Raw genomic sequence first — 21,695 nt, forward strand, 5'->3', positions numbered from 1 at the left:
TGCAGGTATTCCGACAAGCGCCGACAACAATTGCCTGTGAAACCTTTGTGACAGGCGGCGAGTGGGTTAGGATCGCACCCCGAAATGGTGCAGCCCTTTTGCGCGCCGACCTTATAAGAATGGTTCAGGGGACTTGATGATGAAAAAGTATCTTTCGATGCTGCTGCTGGGCGTCACCGCACTGGTTGCCGCCCATGCGGCCCAGGCCGGCGCCATCGACGATGCGGTCAAGCGCGGCACGTTGAAAGTGGGCATGGACCCGACGTATATGCCGTTCGAAATGACGGACAAGCGCGGCGAGATCATTGGCTTCGAAGTCGACATCCTCAAGGCCCTGGCCAAGTCCATGGGCGTCAAGCTGGAGCTGGTCTCCACCGGCTACGACGGCATCATCCCGGCCTTCCTGACCGGCAAGTTCGACATGATCGGCAGCGGCATGACCCTGACCCAGGAGCGCAACCTGCGCCTCAACTTCAGCGACCCGTTCATCGTGGTCGGCCAGACCCTGCTGATTCGCAAGGACCTGGAAGGCACCATCAAGTCCTACAAAGACCTGAACGACGAGAAATACCGCCTGACCTCCAAGCTCGGCACCACCGGGGAAATGGTCGCCAAAAAGCTGATCGCCAAGGCCAAGTACCATGGCTACGACAACGAGCAGGAAGGCGTGCTGGACGTGGTCAACGGCAAGGCCGATGCCTTTGTGTATGACGCTCCATATAACGTGGTGGCCGAGAAGAAAGTCGGCAATGGCAAGCTGGTGTTCCTGGAAGAACCCTTCACCTTCGAGCCTCTGGCATTTGGTTTAAAGAAAGGCGACTACGACAGCATCAACTACATCAACAACTTCCTGCACCAGATCAGGAACGACGGCACCTACGATCGCATCCATGACAAGTGGTTCAAGAGCTCCGAGTGGCTCAAGGACATGGAATAAGGTCTGACTGAACACCGCGTAGCGCCCATCGCGGGCAAGCCCGCTCCCACCGTCGACAGTTGGAACTCGGTCAAGTTGTGGGAGTGGGGCTTGCCCACGATGGCGGCCTGCCAGGCAACACACATCCGGAAAGTGAAATGAAACAGAAAAAAGCCCAATGGCCCTGGCACCTGCTGACCGTGGTCGTGCTGGTCGGCCTGGCGGGCGCCCTGTACTACGCCACCTCGTTGATGTCCTACGAATGGCGCTGGAACCGCGTGCCGCAGTACTTCGCTTATCAGGCCGAGCAAGCCGAGCGTGCAGCGGACATCTCCACCGTCATCAAGCTGGTCCGCAAAGGCGACGTGGCCGAAGTGACCCTGCGCAATGACGCAGGCGCCGAGCAAAAGGTGACGGTCGCCGACAATAGCCTGCACGTGGCCCGTGGTGACGATGTCGCCGAAGGCGATGTCATTGGCGTAAACCGGCATTGGGCATTGGGCCCGCTGATGTGGGGCTTGTGGACCACGCTGTGGCTGTCGGTGGTGTCCGGCATTCTCGGGCTGGCGATTGGCCTGGCGACCGGTTTGTGCCGCTTGTCCAGCAACCCGACCCTGCGTGACCTGTCGACGCTCTACGTCGAATTGGTGCGCGGCACGCCGCTGCTGGTGCAGATTTTCATTTTCTATTTCTTTATCGGCACGGTGCTCAACCTGTCCCGCGAGTTTGCCGGGATCGCCGCACTGTCGCTGTTCACCGGGGCCTATGTGGCGGAAATCGTGCGCGCCGGCGTGCAGTCCATCACCCGTGACCAGGACGAAGCCGCACGCTCCCTGGGCCTGAGTGCCAGCCAGTCGATGCGCCACGTTGTGTTGCCGCAGGCGTTCAAGCGCGTGCTGCCGCCGCTGGCCGGGCAATTTATCAGCCTGGTGAAGGACACCTCGCTGGTGTCGGTAATCGCCATCACCGAACTGCTCAAGAGCGGCCGCGAAGTGATCACCACCTCGTTCTCGCCGTTCGAAATCCTGTTCTGCGTCGCAGGGTTGTACCTGCTGATCAACCTGCCGCTGTCGAAAATGGCTAGCCGGCTTGAGCGGAGGCTCGCGCAAAGTGATTGAAGTCCGCGATCTGGTAAAAGTCTTCGACACCCGTGGCCAGGTGGTGCGCGCGGTGGATAACGTCACCACCCAGGTGGCCAGGGGCGAAGTGCTGGTGGTAATCGGCCCGTCCGGCTCCGGCAAATCGACGTTCCTGCGCTGTCTCAATGGCCTGGAAGAATTCGACTCGGGCTCGGTGAGCATCGACGGCCTGCAACTGGCCGATCCGAAAACCGATGTGAATGCCTACCGCCGTGAAGTCGGTATGGTGTTCCAGCATTTCAACCTGTTCCCCCACATGACAGTGCTGGAGAACCTGTGCCTGGCGCAGAAGGTCGTGCGCAAGCGCGGCAAGCAAGAGCGCGAGGCCAAGGCCCTGGCGCTGCTGGAGAAGGTTGGTATTGCGCAAAAAGCCAATGAGTTTCCGTCCCGTTTGTCCGGCGGCCAGCAGCAGCGCGTCGCCATCGCCCGTGCGCTGGCGATGGAACCCAAGGTCATGCTGTTCGACGAGCCCACGTCGGCGCTCGACCCGGAGATGGTCGGCGAAGTACTCGACGTGATGAAAACCCTGGCCCTGGAAGGCATGACCATGGTCTGCGTCACCCACGAAATGGGCTTTGCCCGCGAAGTGGCCGACCGGGTGCTGTTTTTCGACCACGGCAAGTTGCTGGAAGACGCGGCGCCGGCGGAGTTTTTCGAGGCGCCCAAAGACCCTCGCGCCCAAGCGTTCCTGCGTCAGGTTCTGTAGTGCTGTCAGGCCGGTTTAGAGCTTGAATCTGTCGATCAGCGTCTGCAGATCCAGGCTCAACCGGGTCAACTGAACGCTTGCCGCCGCGGTCTCTTCGCTGGCGGCGGCGGTTTGTTCGGATACGTCCCTCACCTTCAATACGCTGCGATTGATCTCTTCGGCTACCGCGCTTTGTTCCTCGGCGGCTGCGGCAATCTGCGGGTTCATTTCCTGGATGACCGACACCGTGCGGGCAATGGCCATCAGTGCGTCGCCGGCGTCGCGGGTCAACTGCACGCTGTGGTCGGTCAGGCTGCGACTGCTGTCCATGATGTCCGCGACTTGCTGGGTGCCGTTGTTCAATCCGAGGATCAAGCCTTCGATTTCTTCGGCCGACTCCTGGGTGCGTTGGGCCAGGCTGCGCACTTCATCGGCGACTACCGCAAAGCCTTGGCCGGCACTCCCTGCGCGGGCCGCTTCAATGGCCGCATTTAATGCCAGCAGGTTGGTCTGCTGCGACACCGACTTGATCACGTCCAGCACGCTGCCGATCTTCTGGCTTTCCCGCTGCAGCTTCAGCATCGCCTGGCCGGAAAGCTCCATTTCACTGGCCAGGTTGCCGATCTGCTCGATCGCCTGCGCGACCACTTTGTCACCGGCGCTGGCCTGCAGGTCAGCTTCATTGGCCGCCTGCGAGGCTTGCTCGGCATGCCGGGCGACTTCCTGGGCGGTGGCGAGCATTTGGTTCATGGCGGTGGCGACCTGGTCGGTTTCTTCCTTCTGATTGTTCACCCCGGTGCGTGTCTGTTCGGTGACGGTGGAGAGCTGCCCGGCCGCGCCGGCGATCTGTCGCGCACTGTCGCCAATGCCGCTGATCAGCTCGCGCAGGTTGAGGGTCATGCGCCGGATGCTGTGCTGTAATTGGCCCAGCTCATCCTGGCGCTGTGTCTCGGCATCATGGCTAAGGTTGCCCTCGGCAACGCGATTGGCCGCAGCGAGCGCCTGGCGCAACGGCAGGGTGATCAGCCGCGCAATCCACCAGGCGGCGAGGCCCCCAAGCAGCAGCGCAGCCGCCGTGACACTGACCAGCAGCGTGCGGGTGTGATCCGCCTCCAGGTCGCGCTTGGCGGTCTGGCCCTGGCTGACTTGATCGCTGTGCTCCAGTAACTGGTCCAGTTGCTGTTCGAATCGGTCCTGCACGGTTTCGGTCTTGACCTGGGCCTCCTTGAGCAGGAGCAACTGGGTGCGGTAGTTGTTCAGGTCGGTTTTGAGCAATGTTGAATTCACCGGCAGGCGGGTGACGGCCGTCAGCGCAACGTTCAGCGCCTCCAGTGTCCGGTCGACGGCCTCGGTGTAGGCTTGCAACGACGTGGCGGCCCAGGCCGGGCTCTGGGCGCGATCCTCCGCGTGCTCCATGGCCTGACGCAATGCCTCGATGGTGTCGAGGGCGCTCTGATCCTCCTGGTCGGGCAATTCGCTGGCCAGTTGCGCGAGGGTGTCGCTGGCCTGGAGCGAGACTTTTTTGAGGGGCGGGCGAATACTTTCACGGTGCTCGATCAAGTCGGGCAACTCGCTGATCTCTTCTTTGAAAAGCGCCACCAGGCGCTCCGCTTCTCTGATGTGTTGCAGGTCGTTGGGGTCTTTGAGGGTCTGGGACAAGTAGCCCAGGTGCTCATCGATAGCCGCGATCTGCGCATTCATTTTGCCCAGGCTGGCGGCGTCACTGAGGGTTCGATAAAGGATACGGTCGGCACGCATGGCCTCGGCCGACACGGCCAATTGCCCCAGAACGGTCAGGTTGCCCGACCGAAACAACGCGGCATTCAGGGCTTGCCAGCCTGTCACCGCAATCACCAGGCTGAGCAACAGCACTTGGGCAAAGCCCAGGGCGAGTTTGATGCGGACGCTGGCATTGACCAGCAAGCGGATCAGTTGAGGAAACATGGGATGAGCTCCTAATCTGAAAAAAGCGCTTCTCGACGCAAGAAACGCTAAATCGATTCGGAGACCCGAGGGGCTGATAACCGCGTAGGAAATTTCACAACTTGCCCTGCGTGACGACCAGGGTCGGCCGTCGCGCAGGACGGATCAGATGCGGAAGCGTCCGACCAGGGTCTGCAAGTAAACGCCCAGGCGGGCCAACTCGGCGCTGGAGGCGGCGGTTTCTTCGCTGGCGGCCGAGGTTTGCTCGGACACGTCGCGCACGTTGAGCACGCTGCGGTTGATCTCTTCGGCCACCGCGCTCTGCTGCTCGGCGGCCGTGGCGATCTGCGAGTTCATCGCCTGGATTGTCGATACCGTGCGCGTGATGCTGGCCAGGGCGCTGCCGGCGCGGCGGGTCAGTTCGACGCTGCTGTCGGTAAGGCCACGGCTGTTGTCCATGATGCTCGCCACTTGCTGGGTACCGCTTTGCAGGCCGGCAATCAGTTCTTCGATCTCTTCGGTGGACTTCTGGGTGCGCTGGGCGAGGCTGCGCACTTCATCGGCCACGACCGCGAAACCGCGCCCGGCTTCACCGGCGCGTGCGGCTTCAATGGCCGCATTAAGGGCCAGCAGGTTGGTTTGCTGGGCCACGGATTTGATCACGTCGAGCACGCTGCCGATCTTGTCGCTTTCGCGCTTGAGATGGCCCATGGCTTCGGTGGAGTTGCCCACCTCGGTGGCCAGGCGTTCGATCTGCGTGATGGCTTCGTTGACGACTTTGTCGCCTTCGCGAGCCTGCTGGTCCGCCGCCACGGCGGCTTCCGAGGCTTCTTCGGCGTTGCGTGCCACTTCCTGCACCGTTGCAGCCATCTCGTTCATCGCGGTGGCCACCTGATCGGTCTCGACCTTCTGGCTGTTGACCCCGGCGCTGGTCTGTTCGGTCACGGCCGACAGTTGCTCGGCGGCACTGGCGATCTGGGTGACGCCTTCGCTGATGCCGCCGATCAACTCGCGCAGGCCCACGGTCATGCTCTGCATGGCGCGCTGCAATTGGCCCAGTTCGTCCTGGCGCAGTGAGGTCAGGTTGTGGCTCAGGTCGCCTGAAGCGACGCGTTCGGCGACCTTGAGGGTCTGCTCCAGTGGAATGATGATCTGGCGGGTGATGGCCCATGCGGCCACCAGGCCTACGATCAGCGCCAGGACGGTGGCGAGCAACAACAGGTTTTTTGCGTGGGCGGCATCGGTGTCGCGCACGACGGTCTGGGACGCGGTCAACTTGTCGCTGCGGTCCAGCAAGGTATCGCCTTGTGCGCCCATGATTTTTACCGCGGCGGCGCTGGCTACCTGGGAATCGCGGTATTGGCTGACTGCGGCGCGGTAGGCTTGCAGCGAGACGCTGGCCTGTTGCAGGTTGGTCGAAAATTGATCAGGGAGTTGGCCATTGAGGCTGGTGATTTTCTTCAAGGCGTTGTCGATGGCATCCAGCGCGGGTTGTTCGGCTTCGACTTTGCCGCTGTAGGTGTAGCCGCGCACCTGGAAGCGGGCCTGCTGAATCAGCTTGCTCAGGTCGACGATGCTGTTGAACTGGCTGACGCTGTCGCCTTGCAGCAGAGCCTTTTCAACTTCAGCGACCTTGAGCACCGCATTGTCGGCGGTATCGCCCAATTTGCTGCGGGCGTTTTCGCGGTTGGCACCGGCTTGCGCCATGGCGTCGAACGCGCGCTTGTAGGCGTCGACCGCCGCCAATTGTTCGTCGATCAGGGCAATGTCGGCAGGCTGCTCGATCAGCGTGCGCGCGGTTTTCAGGCCGCCGTCCAATTTATCCAGCAGGCCGTTGACGGCGGTCGTGCCCTGTTCGCCACGGCGCATTTCGTAATCCATGCGTGCGATACGCAAGTCTTTGGTCAGGTCGTTGAGGCTGGCGATATACCCCAGCTTGTCACCGCGACTGATCACGCCCGACAGGCCGGTCCAGCCGGTGAGCGTGATCATCAAGGTCAAGAGCAGCACCAGGCCGAAGCCCACGGCCAGCTTGGTTTTAACGCTGACATTTCCCAGTTTTTCGGCTAACCAACGGTACATGCTGCAAACTCCCCTGGAACAAGGCTTGGACTTATTCAGGAGTTATCGGCCTGTCTGCGCAATTCTGTAGCGACGCTGTCCTCCTCAACCCAGGCACTTCGGCGTGTCAGGTGGAACCGCGTCGCCTGGAAGGGGGGCCGCTTCGCGGCCCAGCGCAGGGCAAGCCTGCTCACCACAGGGCAAGCCTGCTCACCACAGGGCAAGCCTGCTCACCACAGGGCAAGCCTGCACACCGCAGGGTTATTGGAGCCTTTGGTTCCACTGCGTGCTCAGTGTTAACTGAAAAAATGTGGGAGGGGCAGGTAGTGTTAGAAGAGGCGGGCGAGCAGGGCGGTGACGGCCGTTTCGACGCGCAGGATACGCGCGCCCAATTGCACCGGCTGCAAGCCGGCCTTGGTCAGCAGCTCCACCTCGTAGGGGATCCAGCCGCCTTCCGGGCCGATCGCCAGTGTGACCGGCTCATCCAGTGCGCGCGGGCACGCCGGGTAATCCCCGGGATGGCCGATCAGGCCCAGTGTGCCGTCAGTCATGGCCGGCAGGCGGTCTTCGACGAATGGTTTGAAGCGCTTCTCGATGATGATTTCAGGCAGCACTGTGTCCCGCGCCTGCTCCAGGCCCAGGACCAGTTGCTCGCGAATCGCCTCGGGCGCCAGGAACGGGGTCTGCCAGAAACTTTTCTCCACCCGGTAGCTATTGACCAGCACCACCTTGGGCACACCCATGGACGCCACGGTCTGCAGCACCCGACGCAGCATCTTGGGGCGTGGCAGGGCCAGCAGCAGGGTCAGCGGCAGTTTGTCCGGGGGCGGCAGGTCGAAGCTGACCTGCAACTCAGCCTCCGTGGCGTCAAGGCGCAGCAGTTGCGCGTTGCCCATCAGCCCACCGATGCGCCCGACGCGCAGGTTATCGCCCACCGTTGCACGATGGACATCCTGCATATGCACCAGGCGCCGATCGCGCAGGATCACCCGGTCGGCCGCGATAAAGTCGGCGTCTTCCAGCAGCAGCAGGTTCACGGTTGCGTCGCTGGCGGCTGGTCGTCGTCGGCGGGTTGGTCATCCGGGTGGTCGCTGCGCTTGCTGATCAGCCCGCTGAACAGAATGCCGATCTCGAACAGCATCCACATCGGCACGGCCAGCAGGGTCTGGGAAAAGATGTCCGGCGGGGTCAGGATCATGCCGACCACGAAGCAGCCGATGATCACGTAAGGGCGGATCTTCTTCAGGTATTTAACGTCGACCACGCCGATCCACACCAGCAGCACCACCGCCACCGGGATTTCGAAGGCCACGCCAAAGGCGAAGAACAGCGTCATCACAAAGTCGAGGTAGCTGGTGATATCGGTCATCATCTCCACGCCGGCCGGGGTGGCGGCGGCGAAGAATTTGAAGATCAACGGGAACACCAGGAAGTAGGCGAACGCCATGCCGGTGTAGAACAGCAGGATGCTCGACACCAGCAGCGGCACCGCGATGCGCTTCTCATGCTTGTACAGGCCCGGTGCGATAAAGCCCCAGATCTGATGCAGGATCACCGGGATCGCCAGGAACAGCGAGACCATCATCGTCAGCTTCAACGGCGTGAGAAACGGCGATGACACATCGGTGGCGATCATCGTCGCGCCGGCCGGCAGGTACTGGCGCAGGGGCGTGGAGACGAACGTATAGATCTGCTGGGTAAAGGCAAACAGCCCGGCAAAGATAATGAAGATGGCCGCTACGCAACGCAGCAGGCGGGTACGCAGCTCGGTGAGGTGCGAGACCAGCGGCATGTGCTGGTCGTTTTCCGGTTTATCAGCGCTCATGGGGCTCGCGGCGGCAATGTAGGGTCATGGGGAGCCGGCGACGCGGTCGGCGCCGGTGCTGGCTCCGGCGGGGTCGGCGCGGCCTCGATGGCGGGTGCCGGTGCAATGCTGTGTTCAATCACAGGCGCTGCCGGTTTGTCCGGCTCCTGCACGGGCGACAGGATCTTGCGCGCCTCCTGCTCCAACGACAGGATGTGTTCGTTGTGCAGTTGCCGGCGAATTTCGTCGGCGCCGATTTCCCGTTCAACTTCCTGTTTGATGGCGTTGAAACTGCGTTTCAGGCGCCCGATCCACAGGCCGGCCGTGCGTGCCGCGCCGGGCAGGCGTTCCGGCCCCAGCACCAGCAAGGCGACGAGGCCGACGAGGAGCAGTTCAGAGAAGCTGATACCAAACATTAGTCAGTGCTCACGAGTCTTTGCGGGTCGGCTCTTCGACTTTTTCGGCCTGCACGTCGAAGGTGCGACGCTCGGTGATCGGCTGGGCGGCCTGAGGGTGCACAGGCTGGGCTGGTGGCACCGGGTTGGCGGCAGGGTCGGCAGGCTTCTCATCGTCGTTCATGGCCTTGCGAAAGCCCTTGATCGACTCGCCCACGTCGGTGCCGAGGTTTTTCAGTTTCTTGGTGCCGAACACCAGCACCACCACCACCAGAATGACGATCCAGTGTTTCCAGTCAAAAATGCCCATGCTGCAAATCCTCTAATAAACGTTATTCAAGCGGACGGGCGCGAGGCCTTTTCGGCATGCCCGGACAGGCCGAAGCGACGGTCCAGTTCATCCAGCACGGCCTGCGGATGCTGCCCCAGTTGGGCGAGCATGACCAGGCTGTGGAACCACAGGTCGGCGGTCTCGTAGATCACATCGCTGCAGTCGCCACTGATCTGGGCGTCCTTGGCGGCAATGATGGTCTCGATCGATTCTTCGCCGAGCTTCTCCAGGATCTTGTTCAAGCCCTTGTGGTACAGGCTGGCGACGTAGGAGCTGTCGGCGTCCGCACCTTTGCGGTCCTCCAGCACCTGGGCCACACGGTTCAGGGTATCGCTCATGTTCAGTGTCCTGCGGAGTAAATGGCGTGCGGGTCTTTAAGCACCGGTTCGACCACTTTCCATTCGCCGTCCTCGAACACGCGATAGAAACAGCTGTGACGGCCGGTGTGGCAGGCAATGCCGCCGATCTGCTCGACTTTCAGGATAACGACATCCGCATCGCAATCCAGACGCAGCTCGTGCAGGGTCTGCACATGCCCGGACTCTTCGCCCTTGCGCCACAGTCTGCCACGCGAACGTGACCAGTAGATGGCGCGCTGCTCGGTGGCAGTAAGGCTCAGGGCCTCGCGGTTCATCCAGGCCATCATCAGCACGCGCCCGGTCTTGTAGTCCTGGGCAATCGCCGGCACCAGGCCGTCACTGTCCCATTTGATTTCGTCCAGCCAGTCTTTCATGTTCGGCTCCGGCAATTTGCGACAGTGTATAACCGGATGGGTTATCGACGCACGATCAGATAAACACCCACCGCGACCATGATGCCGGCTGGCCAGTGGCCCAATTGGGTCGGCGTGCCGCCGATCGCCAGCATCACGCCACCCACCAGGTGGGCCGCACCCAGCAGGCGCAGGAACCAGTCGTCCCGGCGCTGGCGCCAGGGTGGCGCGGGGTCTTTGGCATGGGGCTGGGACATGCGTTCGAGCAGGTCGCGGGTCATATTGGCCAGGTGCGGCAGTTGTTCGAACTGGCTGTGCAGGTTGCCCAGCAGGGTCTTCGGGCTGACCCGCTCGCGCATCCAGCGTTCCAGGAAGGGCTGCGCCGTCGCCCACAAATCGAGGTCCGGGTACAGCTGGCGACCCAGGCCTTCGATGTTGAGCAGGGTCTTTTGCAGCAGGACCAACTGCGGCTGCACTTCCATATTGAAGCGCCGCGCGGTCTGGAACAGGCGCATCAGTACCTGGCCAAATGAAATATCTTTTAACGGTTTTTCAAAGATCGGCTCGCACACAGTGCGGATCGCCGCTTCGAACTCGTTGAGCTTGGTCTCCGCCGGTACCCAGCCCGAATCGATGTGCAATTGCGCCACGCGGCGGTAATCGCGCTTGAAGAAGGCGAACAGGTTGCGCGCCAGGTAATCCTGGTCTTCCGGCGTGAGGCTGCCGACGATGCCGCAGTCGATCGCGATGTACTGCGGGCTCCACGGGTTGACGGTGCTGACGAAAATGTTGCCCGGATGCATGTCGGCGTGGAAAAAACTGTCGCGGAACACTTGGGTGAAGAAGATTTCCACGCCGCGCTCGGCGAGCATTTTCATGTCGGTGCGCTGGTCGGCCAGGGTGGCCAGGTCAGTGACCTGCACGCCATAGATGCGCTCCATCACCAGCACTTTCGGGCGACACCAGTCCCAGTACACCTGCGGCACGTACAGCAACTGCGAGCCTTCGAAGTTGCGGCGCAACTGGCTGGCATTGGCGGCCTCGCGCAGCAGGTCGAGCTCGTCGTAGATGGTTTTTTCGTAGTCCGCGACCACATCCACCGGGTGCAGCAGGCGTGCGTCGGCGCTGAAACGCTCGGCGGCGCGGGCGAGGATGAACAGCCATGCCAGGTCCTGGCCGATGATCGGCTTGAGGCCGGGGCGAATCACCTTGACCACCACTTCTTCGCCGGTCTTGAGCTGCGCCGCGTGTACCTGCGCCACCGAGGCCGAGGCCAGCGGCTCGACGTCGAAGCGGCTGAACACTTCGCTGATCTTGCGGCCCAGTTGCTCTTCGATCAGCTTCATCGATTGCTGGGAATCGAACGGCGGCACGCGGTCCTGCAGCAGCATCAGTTCGTCGGCGATGTCTTCGGGCAACAGGTCGCGACGAGTGGAGAGGATCTGCCCGAACTTGATAAAGATCGGCCCCAGGTCCTGCAACGCCAGGCGCAGGCGCGCGCCACGGCTGAGCGCCAGGCGTCTGCGCGGGAACCAGCGCCACGGCAGCACATAACGCACCGCCAGCAGGAACCACGGCAGCGGCAGGGCGAACAGCAGGTCATCGAGGCGGTAGCGGATTACGACGCGCTGGATACGAAACAAACGGCGGACGGCGAGCAGCTTCATGCGTTATCGCTTGGATCAAGGGAACGGCTCAGGCGCTCGAAGCGGGCCTCAAGGCGTTCCAGGTCGATTTTGGCCTTGTCGAGTTCGCGAAAGCGCGCTTGCGCTTCCCGTTGCCCGACCAGGGTGCGCGATTCTTCGCTCAGGTATTCGGCGAGATTCTGGTTAAGACTGGCGAACCCTTGCTGGTACCAACGTGCGCGGCTGCGCAGGTGGCCACTGATCAACTGGGTGGCGACGGGGCCGATCCAGCGCGAGAGCTCGTATTCCCAATCCAGTTCCAGATCCTGCAGCACGGCGGCCAGATCCATCAGCACCGCGCTGTCACCTTCCAGCTCCACTTCGGTGCTGTGCAGGATGGCGGTCTTGTTGCGGCTCAGCGCCAGGTGCAACAGGCTCGATGCCGGCGCGCGCAGGGTGCAGTCGGCGTCGGCGGCCCATTGGGTCGCCAGCATCAGGCCTTCGTCGCTGGGCAGGATAAACAGCTGCAGGGCAGGGCTGCTGCAGTCCACGGCGATGACCTTGCCGTTCAAGTGCGCAAGCCGCGCCAGAGCGGTGCTGTCCAGGCGCAGTACACGGTTGAGGCCGTGTTCGACGCTGGCGAGAAGGCCCTTGAGCAGCATCAGGGCTTGATACCGCGATGCAGGGCGACGATGCCCGAGGTCATGTTGTGGTAGGTCACGCGGTCGAAGCCGGCCTCTACCATCATCGACTTCAGGGTTTCCTGGTCAGGGTGCATGCGGATCGATTCGGCCAGGTAGCGGTAGCTCTCGGCGTCATTGGTGATCAGCTTGCCCATCAACGGCATGAAGGCGAAGGAGTAGGTGTCGTAGACCTTGGACATCAGCGCGTTGGTCGGCTTGGAGAACTCCAGCACCAACAAGCGGCCACCGGGCTTGAGCACGCGCAGCATCGAGCGGATCGCGTCTTCCTTGTGGGTCACGTTGCGCAGGCCGAAGGCGATGGTCACGCAGTCGAAGTGGTTGTCGGGGAACGGCAGCTTTTCAGCGTCGGCCTGGACGAATTCGATATTGCCGGCCACGCCCTTGTCGAGCAGGCGGTCGCGGCCTACCTTGAGCATCGAGCCGTTGATGTCCGCCAATACCACCTGGCCGGTCGGGCCGACGAGCTTGGAAAACTTGGCGGCCAGGTCGCCGGTGCCGCCGGCGATGTCCAGCACGCGATTGCCGGGGCGTACGCCCGACAACTCGATGGTGAAGCGCTTCCACAGGCGGTGCATGCCACCGGAGAGCACATCGTTCATCAGGTCGTACTTGGCGGCTACCGAGTGGAACACCTCAGCGACTTTTTCCGCTTTCTGGCTTTCCGGGACGTTCTTGAAGCCGAAGTGAGTGGTGGGTTCGGCATCGCTGCCTTTGCGCTGATCAGTCATATCGCTGTCACCAAAAGAGAATGCGGCACATGATAATCCCCAAGGCCTGCTTTGTCTTGGCAAGGCTGCAGGTAAGATAGGCGGCCACCGAGGCGTTTTGCCGCATTCACAGGGTGCAAGTCGCTGTTTTTCAAGTCTCTGCAAGAGGAATCATCGCAATGGCCCGTATCACCGTTGAGCGTGCACACTCCCTGGGTAAAGAAGGGGCGCGGGCAAAGGCCGACAAGTTGGCCAGTAAACTCAAGGAACAATATGGCGTGGACTCCTCCTGGTCCGGCGATACCCTGAACCTCAAGCGCTCCGGGGTTAAGGGCACGGTAGCCGTTGAAGACGATTCACTGCGTATCGATGTGGAACTGGGCCTGTTGATGTCGGCCATGAGCGGCACTCTCAAGGCCGAAATCGAAAAAGCCCTGGACAAGGCGTTGGCCTGACCAGTTGCCGTTAGGGTGCCGATTCTAATTTTTGCTCCTACTTTGTGCCCAAGCCCGCAACTCCTGCGGGCCGTTCCTCCACCCAATCCTGCGTGAGGTGCACCATGGCCAAAGTTATCCTGAAGAAAAAAATCGACGCCCCGTCCAGCGCCCTGAGTGATGTCAGAAGCTATGCCCGCAAGATCTGGCTGGCCGGCCTGGGGGCCTACGCCAAGGTCGGCAGCGAGGGCGGCGAATACTTCAAGGAACTCGTTAAGAGCGGACAACATATTGAAAGCAAAGGCAAAAAAGTTGCAGTTGAACAACTTGATGCGGCCAACAGTCAGATTGATCAAGTAAAGAGTAATGTCTCGTCGGTCAAAGGTCTGGTAGAAGTTCAGCTGGATAAAGTTGAAAAGGCTTTTGATACTCGTGTTGCAAGTGCCTTGAATCGAATCGGCATTGCGTCTAAACATGACGTTGAGACACTCTCTGCTAAGCTCGAAGAGCTGACGGCATTGCTCGAACGTGTCGCGCGTAAACACTAAGGAGACAACGGGATGGCTGTTAAAAAGAATACTCAGAAAGAAGGCAGCTCGTGGATCGGGGAAGTTGAAAAATACTCCCGTAAGATCTGGCTTGCTGGTTTAGGCGTGTACTCGAAGGTCAGCAGTGATGGCGGCAAGTACTTCGAGACATTGGTCAAGGATGGCGAGAAAGCCGAGAAGTTGACCAAAACCACGGTCGGCAAGAAAGTCGACGCGGCCAAGGCAAGCGCGGGTTCAGCCAAGACAAGCATTTCCGATACCTGGGGCAAGTTGGAAGAAACATTCGACAAGCGTCTCAACAGTGCCATTTCACGCCTGGGCGTGCCCAGTAAAGCTGAACTCAAGACGCTGCACAGCAAGGTCGACACCCTGACCAAGCAGATCGAAAAACTCACCGGCGCCAAAGTGGCCCCGGTAAAAGCCGCCGCTGCCAAACCTGCGGCTAAAACGGCGGCTGCCAAGCCGGCCGCAAAAACCGCCGCCAAGCCGTTGGTGAAAGCCGCCGCCAAGGCGCCGGCCAAAGCGGCAGCCAAACCGGCTGCGACTGCCAAGCCTGCGGCCAAAACCGCTGCAGCGAAACCGGCCGCCAAGGCCGCCACTAAGCCGGCAGCGGCTAAAGCAGCGGCCAAGCCCGCCGCCAAAGCCGCGGCAAAACCTGCGGCCAAGCCAGCAGCGAAGCCTGCGGCCAAAACCGCCGCCGCCAAGCCGGCCAGCGCAAAGCCTGCGGCCAAACCTGCCGCGACGAAGAAACCCGCCGCCGCCAAAAAGCCTGCGACCAGCAAGGCAGCCGCCCCGGCAGCGTCACCTTCCAGCGCCAACTCGGTGTCCGCGCCGACGCCTGCCGCGACCACCCCGACTGCAACGCCGTCCAGTGCGACGCCTTCCAGTCAGTCCTGATTTTTCCAGGACCTGAAAAATGCCCGGCCTGCAAAGGTCGGGCATTTTTTTGCGCGCTCAGTGGTAAGTGATCGACACGGTCACGGTGCTGGCCAACGTACCCTGGGTCAGTATTGCGCCGGTTTTATGGTAGGCGGCCGTCAGCGGCAGTACGGCCTTCCTGTTGCTGGTCGCCACCGTGCGGCTGCGTTGCGTCGGGGTGCCGTTGGCCGGAATGATCGAAAAGGCTGGCGCCCGATGGGCCAGCCACAGCGCCGTGCCGCCTGAGGTGCCGGTGTTGGCGAACAGCGAGGCGTCCCCGCCCGCGGGTGTGCCGGTGAACAGGAACGTCACGCTGCTGATATCCGATTCGCAATCGGCGGACAGCTCAAAATCCAACGTTCCGGCATAGGCGGCCTGGTCGAAGTCTGAAATTTTGATGGTCGGCAGGGTGATGCTGCGATTGACGTCGCCGGCATCGAGGTCGCAGGTGCCGGCGTCGACCTGGCCGCTGAAACGCAAGGTGCCGGTGGTGGCGGCCTGAGCCGCGGTTGTCGCCAGGCAGGCAGTCATTGCCAGCCGGAGCGCAAGGTTTCGGATGCTTATCAAATCGTTCTCCAGGCCTCAGTTGTACGTCAGGGTCACGGTGGCGGTGCTGGCGAGGGAGCCTTGGCTGACCGTGCCGTTCTTGTGATAGGCCGCGCCGAGCGGCAGTACGGCGCGATTGGCGGATACGGCCACTGTGCGACTGCTGTCGGTGCCATTGGCAAGGATGTCCTGGGTGCCGCCGTTAAGCCGTGAATACAGGCGCAGCGCGATTCCGCCGGCAGTCCCGGTGTTGGCAAACAGTCGGTCATTGCCTGGTGCCGGACTGCCGGTGAAGCGAAAGGTGACCTGTGCGGCATCGCTGCAATTGGCGGTTAACTCAAAGTTGCGCGCACCGGCGCTGGTGGCGCTCTGAAAGTCGCTGACTTTTACCGGCGCCAGGGCAATCGTTCGGTCCACGTCGCCGACGGACAGATCGCACGTTGCAACGGGACGGACAAAGCGCACCGAGTTGCCCAGCCGCAGCAAAAAACCGTTGGGCCCGCTGCCCCAGCGATCCAGGAAAATATCGCCGCTGGGCACGACCCCGGTGGTGACTGGCCCGATTTTGTAGAACGTCGCCTCTGCACGGGTGAGGGTGTAGTACGAGCCGGGCGGCATCACGGTGCTTTGGCTGAACAGTCCGTAGGCATTAGTCACGCCTCGGGCATCGGTAATGGTGATGCGGATGCCCACCCCTTGCACCTCGGTGTGATAGGCGCCGGTGCTCGGATCGGTAACCTGTGGATAACGCCCGATGACGGTCCGCCACGTGTGTGAGGGGCAACGAATGAGCTGGCCCGGTGCCGTGCCGCTGAAATGCGCGCGGGTTATGACGCCTCCCACCGCCAGACTGTTGGGCACGGTGATTGTTGCCGGAAGGGTGAGCGTGTGCGTGGAGTTGGGGTAGCTTACGCAATCGGCCCGGGCGCCGAGGGCCAGGCCCAGCCCCAGCAGTATCGACAGGCCAGTGAGGACGCGCTTCATCTTTGATCTCCCAAAAAACAGGGGTGAACCTTGGCCGGTCATAGGGACGCAGGCCGTGGGTGGCGGGTCGGCTTCAGTTGTACGGCAATGGCGGGGCTGCCCCGGCACGTGCCGGCGTTCACGTGGCGCAAACGCCTGGCGCTGTCGCTGTCGCCCCTGGTGCCGAGGGCATACGCCAATCGGCAGCTGGCATGGGCCTGGGTGCCCCACTTGACGCTCAACCACCCCTGGGGCTGTGCCACGCGCACAAAGGCTTTGCCACCCTGGGCGACAATCCCGACGCTGGCGCCCTGCTCATCGAACACGTCCGAGCCGAACGGCAGCGCGCTGCCGTCTTCGCGCAGAGCTGTGATCAACAGCGCCTGGCCGCTGACCGTCTCAAAGTGCAGCCTGACCACCGCGCCCGCGCGCGGCGCCACGTTTTGCGCGGCGGTCTTGAGTTCGACGTCCACCGACAAATCCTTGGGGTCCAGCTCGACGACGTTCTGTCGATAGGGCGTGAGATGGGGTACCACGGCATAGCCGTTCCCGCCGATCTGGCCACTGTGGTTGCCATTGATGCGCGCGCCTCGCGCATCCGGCGCCTGCACAATGCCGAGGGTGTCGCCCAGCTCCGGGGCGAAGGTCACGCCGCCGGCGTGGGCGACCAGGCCGCCTGTCATGCCCAGCGAGGTGGTGCGGTAAGCGTTGCTCTGGCCAACCCCGGCGGACAGCGCGCTGTAGGGCGTCTGGTACTTCACGTCCGCATGGGTGGCCTGGGTGCTGCCGCGTGCGCGGCTGGCACCCAGGCCGTAGGTCAACTCACTGCGCTCACCGAGGCTGCCGCCCAGGCTGACAAGTTCGCCGCTGCTTTGGCTGCCGTGGTACGCGGTGGTGGTCAGGGTTGGCGAGCGCGCGCCGTGGCCCAGGGGCAGGCTGAAGGTAAGGTCGATTTGTTTGTCGACCTTTTCCGTCAGCAGATCGCGGGTTCGTTGGGCGCTGAGGGTGCAGTGCAGCCCGCGCCAATTGGCGCTGTAACCGGCGGTGAAGGTCAGGTTGCCCTGGGTGCGGTTCCAGTAATTCTGCGACGACCCGGTGAAGTACACCGAGCCGTTGCCCAGGCTCTGGTTAAGGCTGAGGTCCATGCGGTCACGCAGGCGCGACACGTTATCGAGGTTGCCGGCGTCGATGGCCAGGTCACGTAGGCGCGCCGAATCGCGCACGCTCAGGAAACCCTCGGTGGAGTATCGATAGGCACCGAGCGCGAAATGAGTGCCGGTCTCGGTGAAGTTCTTGCTGTAGCGAAGCTGCACGCTTTGCCCCTGGCGAGTGCCGTGGCCGGGCAGACTGGCATCGGAGTGAGTCAGGTCCAGCGACAACGCGCCCAGGGGGGTATTGAAGGCTGCGCCCAGCAATTGCGAGCGATAGTCCTCGCCCAGCACCGCGCCGGCGTAACCGGTGAGCAGGTTGCTCAGGCCACGCTGATAGGTGGCCTGCAGCAGCTTGGGCGGATGGCGCAGGCCCACCTCATCCAGTTGGCCGACGCTCAGCGCATAGCGCTGGTGGCCGGGGCGCAGCAGGTTGGCGTTGGCGGCGAACGGCACGATGAATTCACGCTTGCGTCCGTCGGCCTCGGTCACCGTTACCGTAAGATCGCCGCCGTAGCCGGTGGGAAACAGATCGTTGAGCACAAACGGCCCGGGGGCCACCGACACTTCATCGAGCAGCACGCCGCGCTGGCGCACGCTGACCCGCGCATTGGTGAGGGCGACGCCACGCACCACCGGCGCAAAACCGGTCTGGGAGTCGGGCAGCATCCGATCATCGCTGAACAGGCTGGCACCGCGCAGGCGAACACTGTCGAACAGCTCGCCGGGGGTGTAGATCTCACCCGTCAGCAGTTGCGCGCGCAGCGGGCTCACTTCGCGTTGCACATAGGTGGCGCTGCTCTGATACCCGGAAGCGGCCTGGGAGTGGCTGTAACTGCCGTCGTGGCGCCAGTGCCAGTCGCCCAGATTGAGTCCGGTGTTCAGGCCCAGGTAGTGGGAGGCCAGGGAGCGGTCGTTGGTCCTGGTGGAAAATGTATCGGCGTTGTAGCGCACAAAGGCGGCGTCCACGCCGCTGTCCCAGTGCCGAGGGTCCACATAGCCGCGCGCCGTGCGTGGCAGGTAGATCTGCGGAATGTGCAGGTCCAGGCGGTTTTCACCCGAGTCGTACAGGCTGCGGGCGCCGGGCAGGTAGGTTGCGATGTCGGCGCAAGCGGCAAACGGTGCGATGGCGGTGGTGCCTGCTTCGATGGCGTGCTGCTGGACATTGTCCATGTCGACGCCCAATCGCAGCAGCGCCTCGCGCGAAAGGCACAGCTGGGCGTTATCGCGACCGTCGAGCGCGGCGAACACCAGGGTTTCTCGTCCCATCCATTGGCCATTCAGATGCACGTCGGCGCGGTAGCTGCCGGGCAGTACAACGTTGCCCTGGCTGAACCTGGACACATCCACCGACTGGCCCGCCGCGCTGTCGGTAAAAAACGCCGGGTTGAACTCGACGTACTCGGCACCGTGGGCCTGCAGCACGTCGGCGCCGGCAAGCAGCAACAAAGAGCGGGCGGCCAGTTTCAACCGATGGTGGGCCAGGGACCAAGTGCCGGGTCTGGCCGGCGTGTGCGAACTCATGTCTAGCGTTTCCAAAAAGCGGGGGCGGTGCGAATGCCGGCATGGGAAATCCCTGCCCGCATAAAAGGGCATCAGCCGAAGGTGTGTGATCGATCCAATAGCGTCGGCGACGACGCTACGGCGGATGGCGTGGCGCCAGGGCGGTCATGGCGCGACCTTCGCCTGGTGTGAAACCTTGACCCCGAAGTCGTCGAGCGTCTGGAACGCGACGGCCGCCGCAGCCGCGGGCGGCGGGTTGAACCCCGGCAGAGCGAAGCGGCTGCGTGCACCGGGCGCCACCATGGTGCCGGCGCCGTATGCCACGACCGCATAGGCCGGGCGTTGGTCGGCGCCACGCAGTTCGATGTGTTCGAACGTCACGTGATACGGGCTCGGGTTATAGGCTTCCAGCACCTGGCCCTGAGCGGTCTGCACGTAGCGCCATTGCAGCTTGGCGGGCGCCGCTTCGACCGCGTACGCCAGGTTCGGTGGGCGCAGGAACAGCTTGATCCGCGAACGAAAGGCCAGTTGCAGCTGGTTGCTGCGTGGTGCGTCCGCCGGCTGCGACGGCACCTCCAGCAGGTTGAGCCAGAACAGACGCTCCTGGGCGCCGGGCTGCAGATCGCCGGTGTAGGCCAGCCGTAGCACCTGTTGCTTGCCCGGGTCCATGCGAAAGATGGGCGGGGTGGCAATGAAGGGAACGGCGGTGAGGTCCGGCGTGGCGTTTTCGTCGCCGTCGTCCAGCCAGGCCTGGATCAATACGGGGGCCTGGTTCTTGCTCTCGAGCCTTACCGTGACCTCCTTATCGTTCTGGGGGTAGACGATGCGCGTGCTGTTGATCACCACGCTCGCCCGCGCCGAAGCCACACTCGACAGCACTGACACCAGCAGTACAAGTAGGGTCGGTGCGTGGAAAATCGACGTCGCGTTCATGGCTCAGTCACCCGGCGCAGGAGAGGGCAAGGTCGGTCGAGTGCGGCACTCGCGCGCCGAAGTCGCTGACCGTGGTGAATTCGACCGTGGCTGAGCCGCAGGGACGATGGCGCAGCAGCGGCAGTGCGAACCGTTTGACGTCACCGGCCGGCAGTAACAGGCTGTCATTGGCTGCCTGGTTCGGGGCTTTTTCAAAACGTCGGCCGGCGCTGAGCAAGGTCACCTTGGCCAGGGAAACATGGTACGGCGTAGGGTTGGTGGCCTGCAGCGCGAACCCTTGGGAATGCTCGACCAGTTTCCATTGCAGCCTGGCGGCCGCAGCGGCGACGGGGTAGGGCAGGGCGTGCGGGCGCAGGAACACGCGCAAGCGGGTGCGGAAGGACAGTTCCAGCTGATTGTTTTGCCCCGCATCCGCCGAGCGCGGCGGTACTTCCAACACGTTGAGCCAGAACAGCCGCTCCCGGTCGGCCGCCAATGGCTCGCCGACGTAGCGCAGGCGCAAGGCCTGTTGTTGCTGGGGCTCGATGCGAAAGATCGGCGGCGACAGGGCGAAGGGCGTCCTGGCTGTGGCCGGGGTGGACTGACGGTCGCCCGTGTCCACCCAGGTCTGCACCAGGGCGGGTCGGTTACCGCGGTTTTCCAGGCGAACCACGACTTCCGCCCTGTCGGCAGGGTAAACCACACGCGTGCCATGCACGATCACGCCGGCGTGGCCGGTGGAGGCCGCCAGGGCACAGGCGGCAAGTGTGAAACAGACCCATGTCTTCATCGTTTGAACGCTCCCCGAATCAGGGGGGCCCCCGACACCTTGGGTGCAGCCCCCACGAGCCTCACTCGGCGTACTCGACCGTGAAGCCGACCCGCGTACTGACCGTGCCCTCGGAAGCGGCTCCGGTGGCATACAGCTGCGCGGCCAGCGGGATGACGGCCTGGTTGTCGACAATCACCACGCCGGCGGACTTTTCGGTGTAGACATTGATCGGCGAGCCGTCGCGGTTGGTGACTTCCACTTGGACGTTCTTGGCGTGAGTGGTGTCGGAAGGGTCGTCAAAACCGTCGATGTTCAAGCGGCCGGTGGCCACATCGATGGCTGCGCTGGTAGGGTCGAAGGCCACCATCGCGGTGCGTCCGTTGGTGCAACTGCCTTCGCCGGGTGCGCCTATGCGAATCGTGAAGCCCGTGAGGTTGGCGCGGCTGCCGGCGGTGGCCAGACGCGAGGCCGAGACGCCTCCCAGGTTGACGTCCTTGACCACGGCACCCGAGCCCGGTGCCGCGCCTTCCACGGTGCAGGTCACATCGGTGACCAGGCCGCTGAAGTTGATAACACCGTCGTTGGCGTATGTGGCTTGTGACGCGGCAACGGACAAGACCAGCGCAGCGGTTGCAGTGCAGAGAGCATTAACGTTCATGGTAATTCCAAGGCTGATGGAGAGTGTTCCCGGTCGCGGGTGATGACGCTGCATCCGAGATGCGTGTCTAGTTGTTCGCGATTGGCGGGATCACTAATTTGTATCTAGAAGTTAATTGTCTCTATAGAAGAGTGACGAGTTTCAGTTCGAAAATGTTCGAAAGCGTACTGTTTTACTTGAACTTTCTAAAATCACTGTTGGGTGTGTATGAAGTTTCGTTAAGTCTTTTCTGTCGGGAAGTTCTGTAGGGCAAGTGGGTATTAATTGTCGGCTTGTATTGAAGCGTAGATA

23 protein-coding genes and 1 pseudogene are annotated in these 21,695 nt (G+C 62.5%); 6 read left to right on the forward strand and 18 right to left on the reverse strand.

Features of this window, described 5'->3' with window-relative positions; translation table 11 throughout:
- Positions 1 to 139 precede the first annotated feature (139 nt).
- The 3 genes from PSH94_RS01765 to PSH94_RS01775 all read left to right on the forward strand — a co-directional run bounded on the left by PSH94_RS01765 (position 140) and on the right by PSH94_RS01775 (position 2,761).
- Positions 140 to 937, forward strand: a complete 798-nt coding sequence (locus PSH94_RS01765; RefSeq protein WP_305436247.1) for a transporter substrate-binding domain-containing protein — start codon at positions 140 to 142, stop codon at positions 935 to 937.
- Between the two features lie 137 nt (positions 938 to 1,074).
- Positions 1,075 to 2,034, forward strand: coding sequence for an amino acid ABC transporter permease (locus PSH94_RS01770; protein WP_305436249.1), 960 nt, complete (start codon positions 1,075 to 1,077; stop codon positions 2,032 to 2,034).
- Positions 2,027 to 2,761, forward strand: coding sequence for an amino acid ABC transporter ATP-binding protein (locus PSH94_RS01775; protein ID WP_181080317.1), 735 nt, complete (start codon positions 2,027 to 2,029; stop codon positions 2,759 to 2,761). The genes PSH94_RS01770 and PSH94_RS01775 overlap by 8 nt, the downstream gene beginning before the upstream one ends.
- 15 nt (positions 2,762 to 2,776) lie before the next feature.
- Here the strand turns inward: PSH94_RS01775 and PSH94_RS01780 are convergent, their stop codons facing one another.
- From PSH94_RS01780 to ubiE, 12 genes and pseudogenes are all read right to left on the reverse strand, one after another.
- Positions 2,777 to 4,684 carry a methyl-accepting chemotaxis protein gene (locus PSH94_RS01780; protein WP_305436251.1) on the reverse strand — a complete coding sequence of 636 codons (1,908 nt, stop codon included), beginning with the start codon at positions 4,682 to 4,684 and terminating at the stop codon, positions 2,777 to 2,779.
- 144 nt (positions 4,685 to 4,828) lie between these two features.
- On the reverse strand, positions 4,829 to 5,701 hold the full coding sequence (locus PSH94_RS25975; protein WP_370694754.1) for a methyl-accepting chemotaxis protein: 873 nt from the start codon (positions 5,699 to 5,701) through the stop codon (positions 4,829 to 4,831).
- A gap of 33 nt (positions 5,702 to 5,734) precedes the next feature.
- Positions 5,735 to 6,745: pseudogene (locus PSH94_RS25980) on the reverse strand (methyl-accepting chemotaxis protein); the annotation flags it as partial.
- Between the two features lie 308 nt (positions 6,746 to 7,053).
- Positions 7,054 to 7,761: a 16S rRNA (uracil(1498)-N(3))-methyltransferase gene (locus PSH94_RS01790; protein ID WP_181080320.1), complete on the reverse strand. Its 708-nt coding sequence runs from the start codon at positions 7,759 to 7,761 to the stop codon at positions 7,054 to 7,056.
- Positions 7,758 to 8,549, reverse strand: a complete 792-nt coding sequence (gene tatC / locus PSH94_RS01795) for a twin-arginine translocase subunit TatC (protein ID WP_181080321.1) — start codon at positions 8,547 to 8,549, stop codon at positions 7,758 to 7,760. The genes PSH94_RS01790 and tatC overlap by 4 nt, the downstream gene beginning before the upstream one ends.
- Positions 8,546 to 8,944: a Sec-independent protein translocase protein TatB gene (tatB, locus tag PSH94_RS01800; RefSeq protein WP_181080322.1), complete on the reverse strand. Its 399-nt coding sequence runs from the start codon at positions 8,942 to 8,944 to the stop codon at positions 8,546 to 8,548. The genes tatC and tatB overlap by 4 nt, the downstream gene beginning before the upstream one ends.
- A gap of 10 nt (positions 8,945 to 8,954) precedes the next feature.
- On the reverse strand, positions 8,955 to 9,233 hold the full coding sequence (locus PSH94_RS01805) for a twin-arginine translocase TatA/TatE family subunit (protein WP_017738835.1): 279 nt from the start codon (positions 9,231 to 9,233) through the stop codon (positions 8,955 to 8,957).
- Positions 9,234 to 9,259: 26 nt separating this feature from the next.
- The gene (locus PSH94_RS01810; protein WP_027605032.1) at positions 9,260 to 9,592 is read right to left on the reverse strand and encodes a phosphoribosyl-ATP diphosphatase; all 333 of its coding nucleotides are present in this window, start codon (positions 9,590 to 9,592) and stop codon (positions 9,260 to 9,262) included.
- Positions 9,593 to 9,594: 2 nt separating this feature from the next.
- Positions 9,595 to 9,987, reverse strand: a complete 393-nt coding sequence (gene hisI, locus PSH94_RS01815) for a phosphoribosyl-AMP cyclohydrolase (RefSeq protein ID WP_305436254.1) — start codon at positions 9,985 to 9,987, stop codon at positions 9,595 to 9,597.
- Positions 9,988 to 10,028: 41 nt separating this feature from the next.
- Positions 10,029 to 11,633 carry a ubiquinone biosynthesis regulatory protein kinase UbiB gene (gene ubiB / locus PSH94_RS01820; protein WP_253510037.1) on the reverse strand — a complete coding sequence of 535 codons (1,605 nt, stop codon included), beginning with the start codon at positions 11,631 to 11,633 and terminating at the stop codon, positions 10,029 to 10,031.
- The gene (locus tag PSH94_RS01825) at positions 11,630 to 12,253 is read right to left on the reverse strand and encodes an SCP2 domain-containing protein (RefSeq protein WP_181080325.1); all 624 of its coding nucleotides are present in this window, start codon (positions 12,251 to 12,253) and stop codon (positions 11,630 to 11,632) included. Before PSH94_RS01825 ends, ubiB begins: the two co-directional genes overlap by 4 nt.
- Positions 12,253 to 13,023, reverse strand: coding sequence for a bifunctional demethylmenaquinone methyltransferase/2-methoxy-6-polyprenyl-1,4-benzoquinol methylase UbiE (ubiE, locus tag PSH94_RS01830; protein ID WP_034095486.1), 771 nt, complete (start codon positions 13,021 to 13,023; stop codon positions 12,253 to 12,255). Before ubiE ends, PSH94_RS01825 begins: the two co-directional genes overlap by 1 nt.
- Before the next feature lie 158 nt (positions 13,024 to 13,181).
- Between ubiE and PSH94_RS01835 the strand changes: the two genes are divergently transcribed.
- The 3 genes from PSH94_RS01835 (at position 13,182) to PSH94_RS01845 (ending at position 14,881) form a co-directional block, all read left to right on the forward strand.
- Positions 13,182 to 13,457, forward strand: coding sequence for a polyhydroxyalkanoic acid system family protein (locus tag PSH94_RS01835; RefSeq protein ID WP_181080326.1), 276 nt, complete (start codon positions 13,182 to 13,184; stop codon positions 13,455 to 13,457).
- A 104-nt stretch (positions 13,458 to 13,561) separates the two neighbouring features.
- Positions 13,562 to 13,984 carry a phasin family protein gene (locus PSH94_RS01840; protein ID WP_253510041.1) on the forward strand — a complete coding sequence of 141 codons (423 nt, stop codon included), beginning with the start codon at positions 13,562 to 13,564 and terminating at the stop codon, positions 13,982 to 13,984.
- A gap of 12 nt (positions 13,985 to 13,996) precedes the next feature.
- Positions 13,997 to 14,881, forward strand: a complete 885-nt coding sequence (locus PSH94_RS01845; RefSeq protein ID WP_285427699.1) for a phasin family protein — start codon at positions 13,997 to 13,999, stop codon at positions 14,879 to 14,881.
- 57 nt (positions 14,882 to 14,938) lie between these two features.
- Here PSH94_RS01845 and PSH94_RS01850 read toward each other — a convergent pair whose 3' ends face one another.
- The 6 genes from PSH94_RS01850 to PSH94_RS01875 all read right to left on the reverse strand — a co-directional run bounded on the left by PSH94_RS01850 (position 14,939) and on the right by PSH94_RS01875 (position 21,404).
- Positions 14,939 to 15,433 (reverse strand): fimbrial protein, encoded by a 495-nt coding sequence (locus PSH94_RS01850; protein ID WP_219855352.1) that lies wholly within the window; start codon positions 15,431 to 15,433, stop codon positions 14,939 to 14,941.
- A gap of 51 nt (positions 15,434 to 15,484) precedes the next feature.
- Positions 15,485 to 16,432 carry a fimbrial protein gene (locus PSH94_RS01855; protein WP_181080329.1) on the reverse strand — a complete coding sequence of 316 codons (948 nt, stop codon included), beginning with the start codon at positions 16,430 to 16,432 and terminating at the stop codon, positions 15,485 to 15,487.
- A gap of 38 nt (positions 16,433 to 16,470) precedes the next feature.
- Positions 16,471 to 19,083 carry a fimbria/pilus outer membrane usher protein gene (locus tag PSH94_RS01860; protein WP_305436259.1) on the reverse strand — a complete coding sequence of 871 codons (2,613 nt, stop codon included), beginning with the start codon at positions 19,081 to 19,083 and terminating at the stop codon, positions 16,471 to 16,473.
- 144 nt (positions 19,084 to 19,227) lie between these two features.
- Positions 19,228 to 19,995, reverse strand: a complete 768-nt coding sequence (locus tag PSH94_RS01865; protein ID WP_305436260.1) for a molecular chaperone — start codon at positions 19,993 to 19,995, stop codon at positions 19,228 to 19,230.
- A gap of 7 nt (positions 19,996 to 20,002) precedes the next feature.
- Positions 20,003 to 20,764: a molecular chaperone gene (locus PSH94_RS01870; protein WP_305436262.1), complete on the reverse strand. Its 762-nt coding sequence runs from the start codon at positions 20,762 to 20,764 to the stop codon at positions 20,003 to 20,005.
- A 61-nt stretch (positions 20,765 to 20,825) separates the two neighbouring features.
- Positions 20,826 to 21,404, reverse strand: coding sequence for a fimbrial protein (locus tag PSH94_RS01875; RefSeq protein ID WP_305436264.1), 579 nt, complete (start codon positions 21,402 to 21,404; stop codon positions 20,826 to 20,828).
- Between the last annotated feature and the right edge of the window lie 291 nt (positions 21,405 to 21,695).

It is taken from the genome of Pseudomonas sp. FP2254 (genome assembly GCF_030687695.1).
GTDB lineage: Bacteria > Pseudomonadota > Gammaproteobacteria > Pseudomonadales > Pseudomonadaceae > Aquipseudomonas > Aquipseudomonas quebecensis.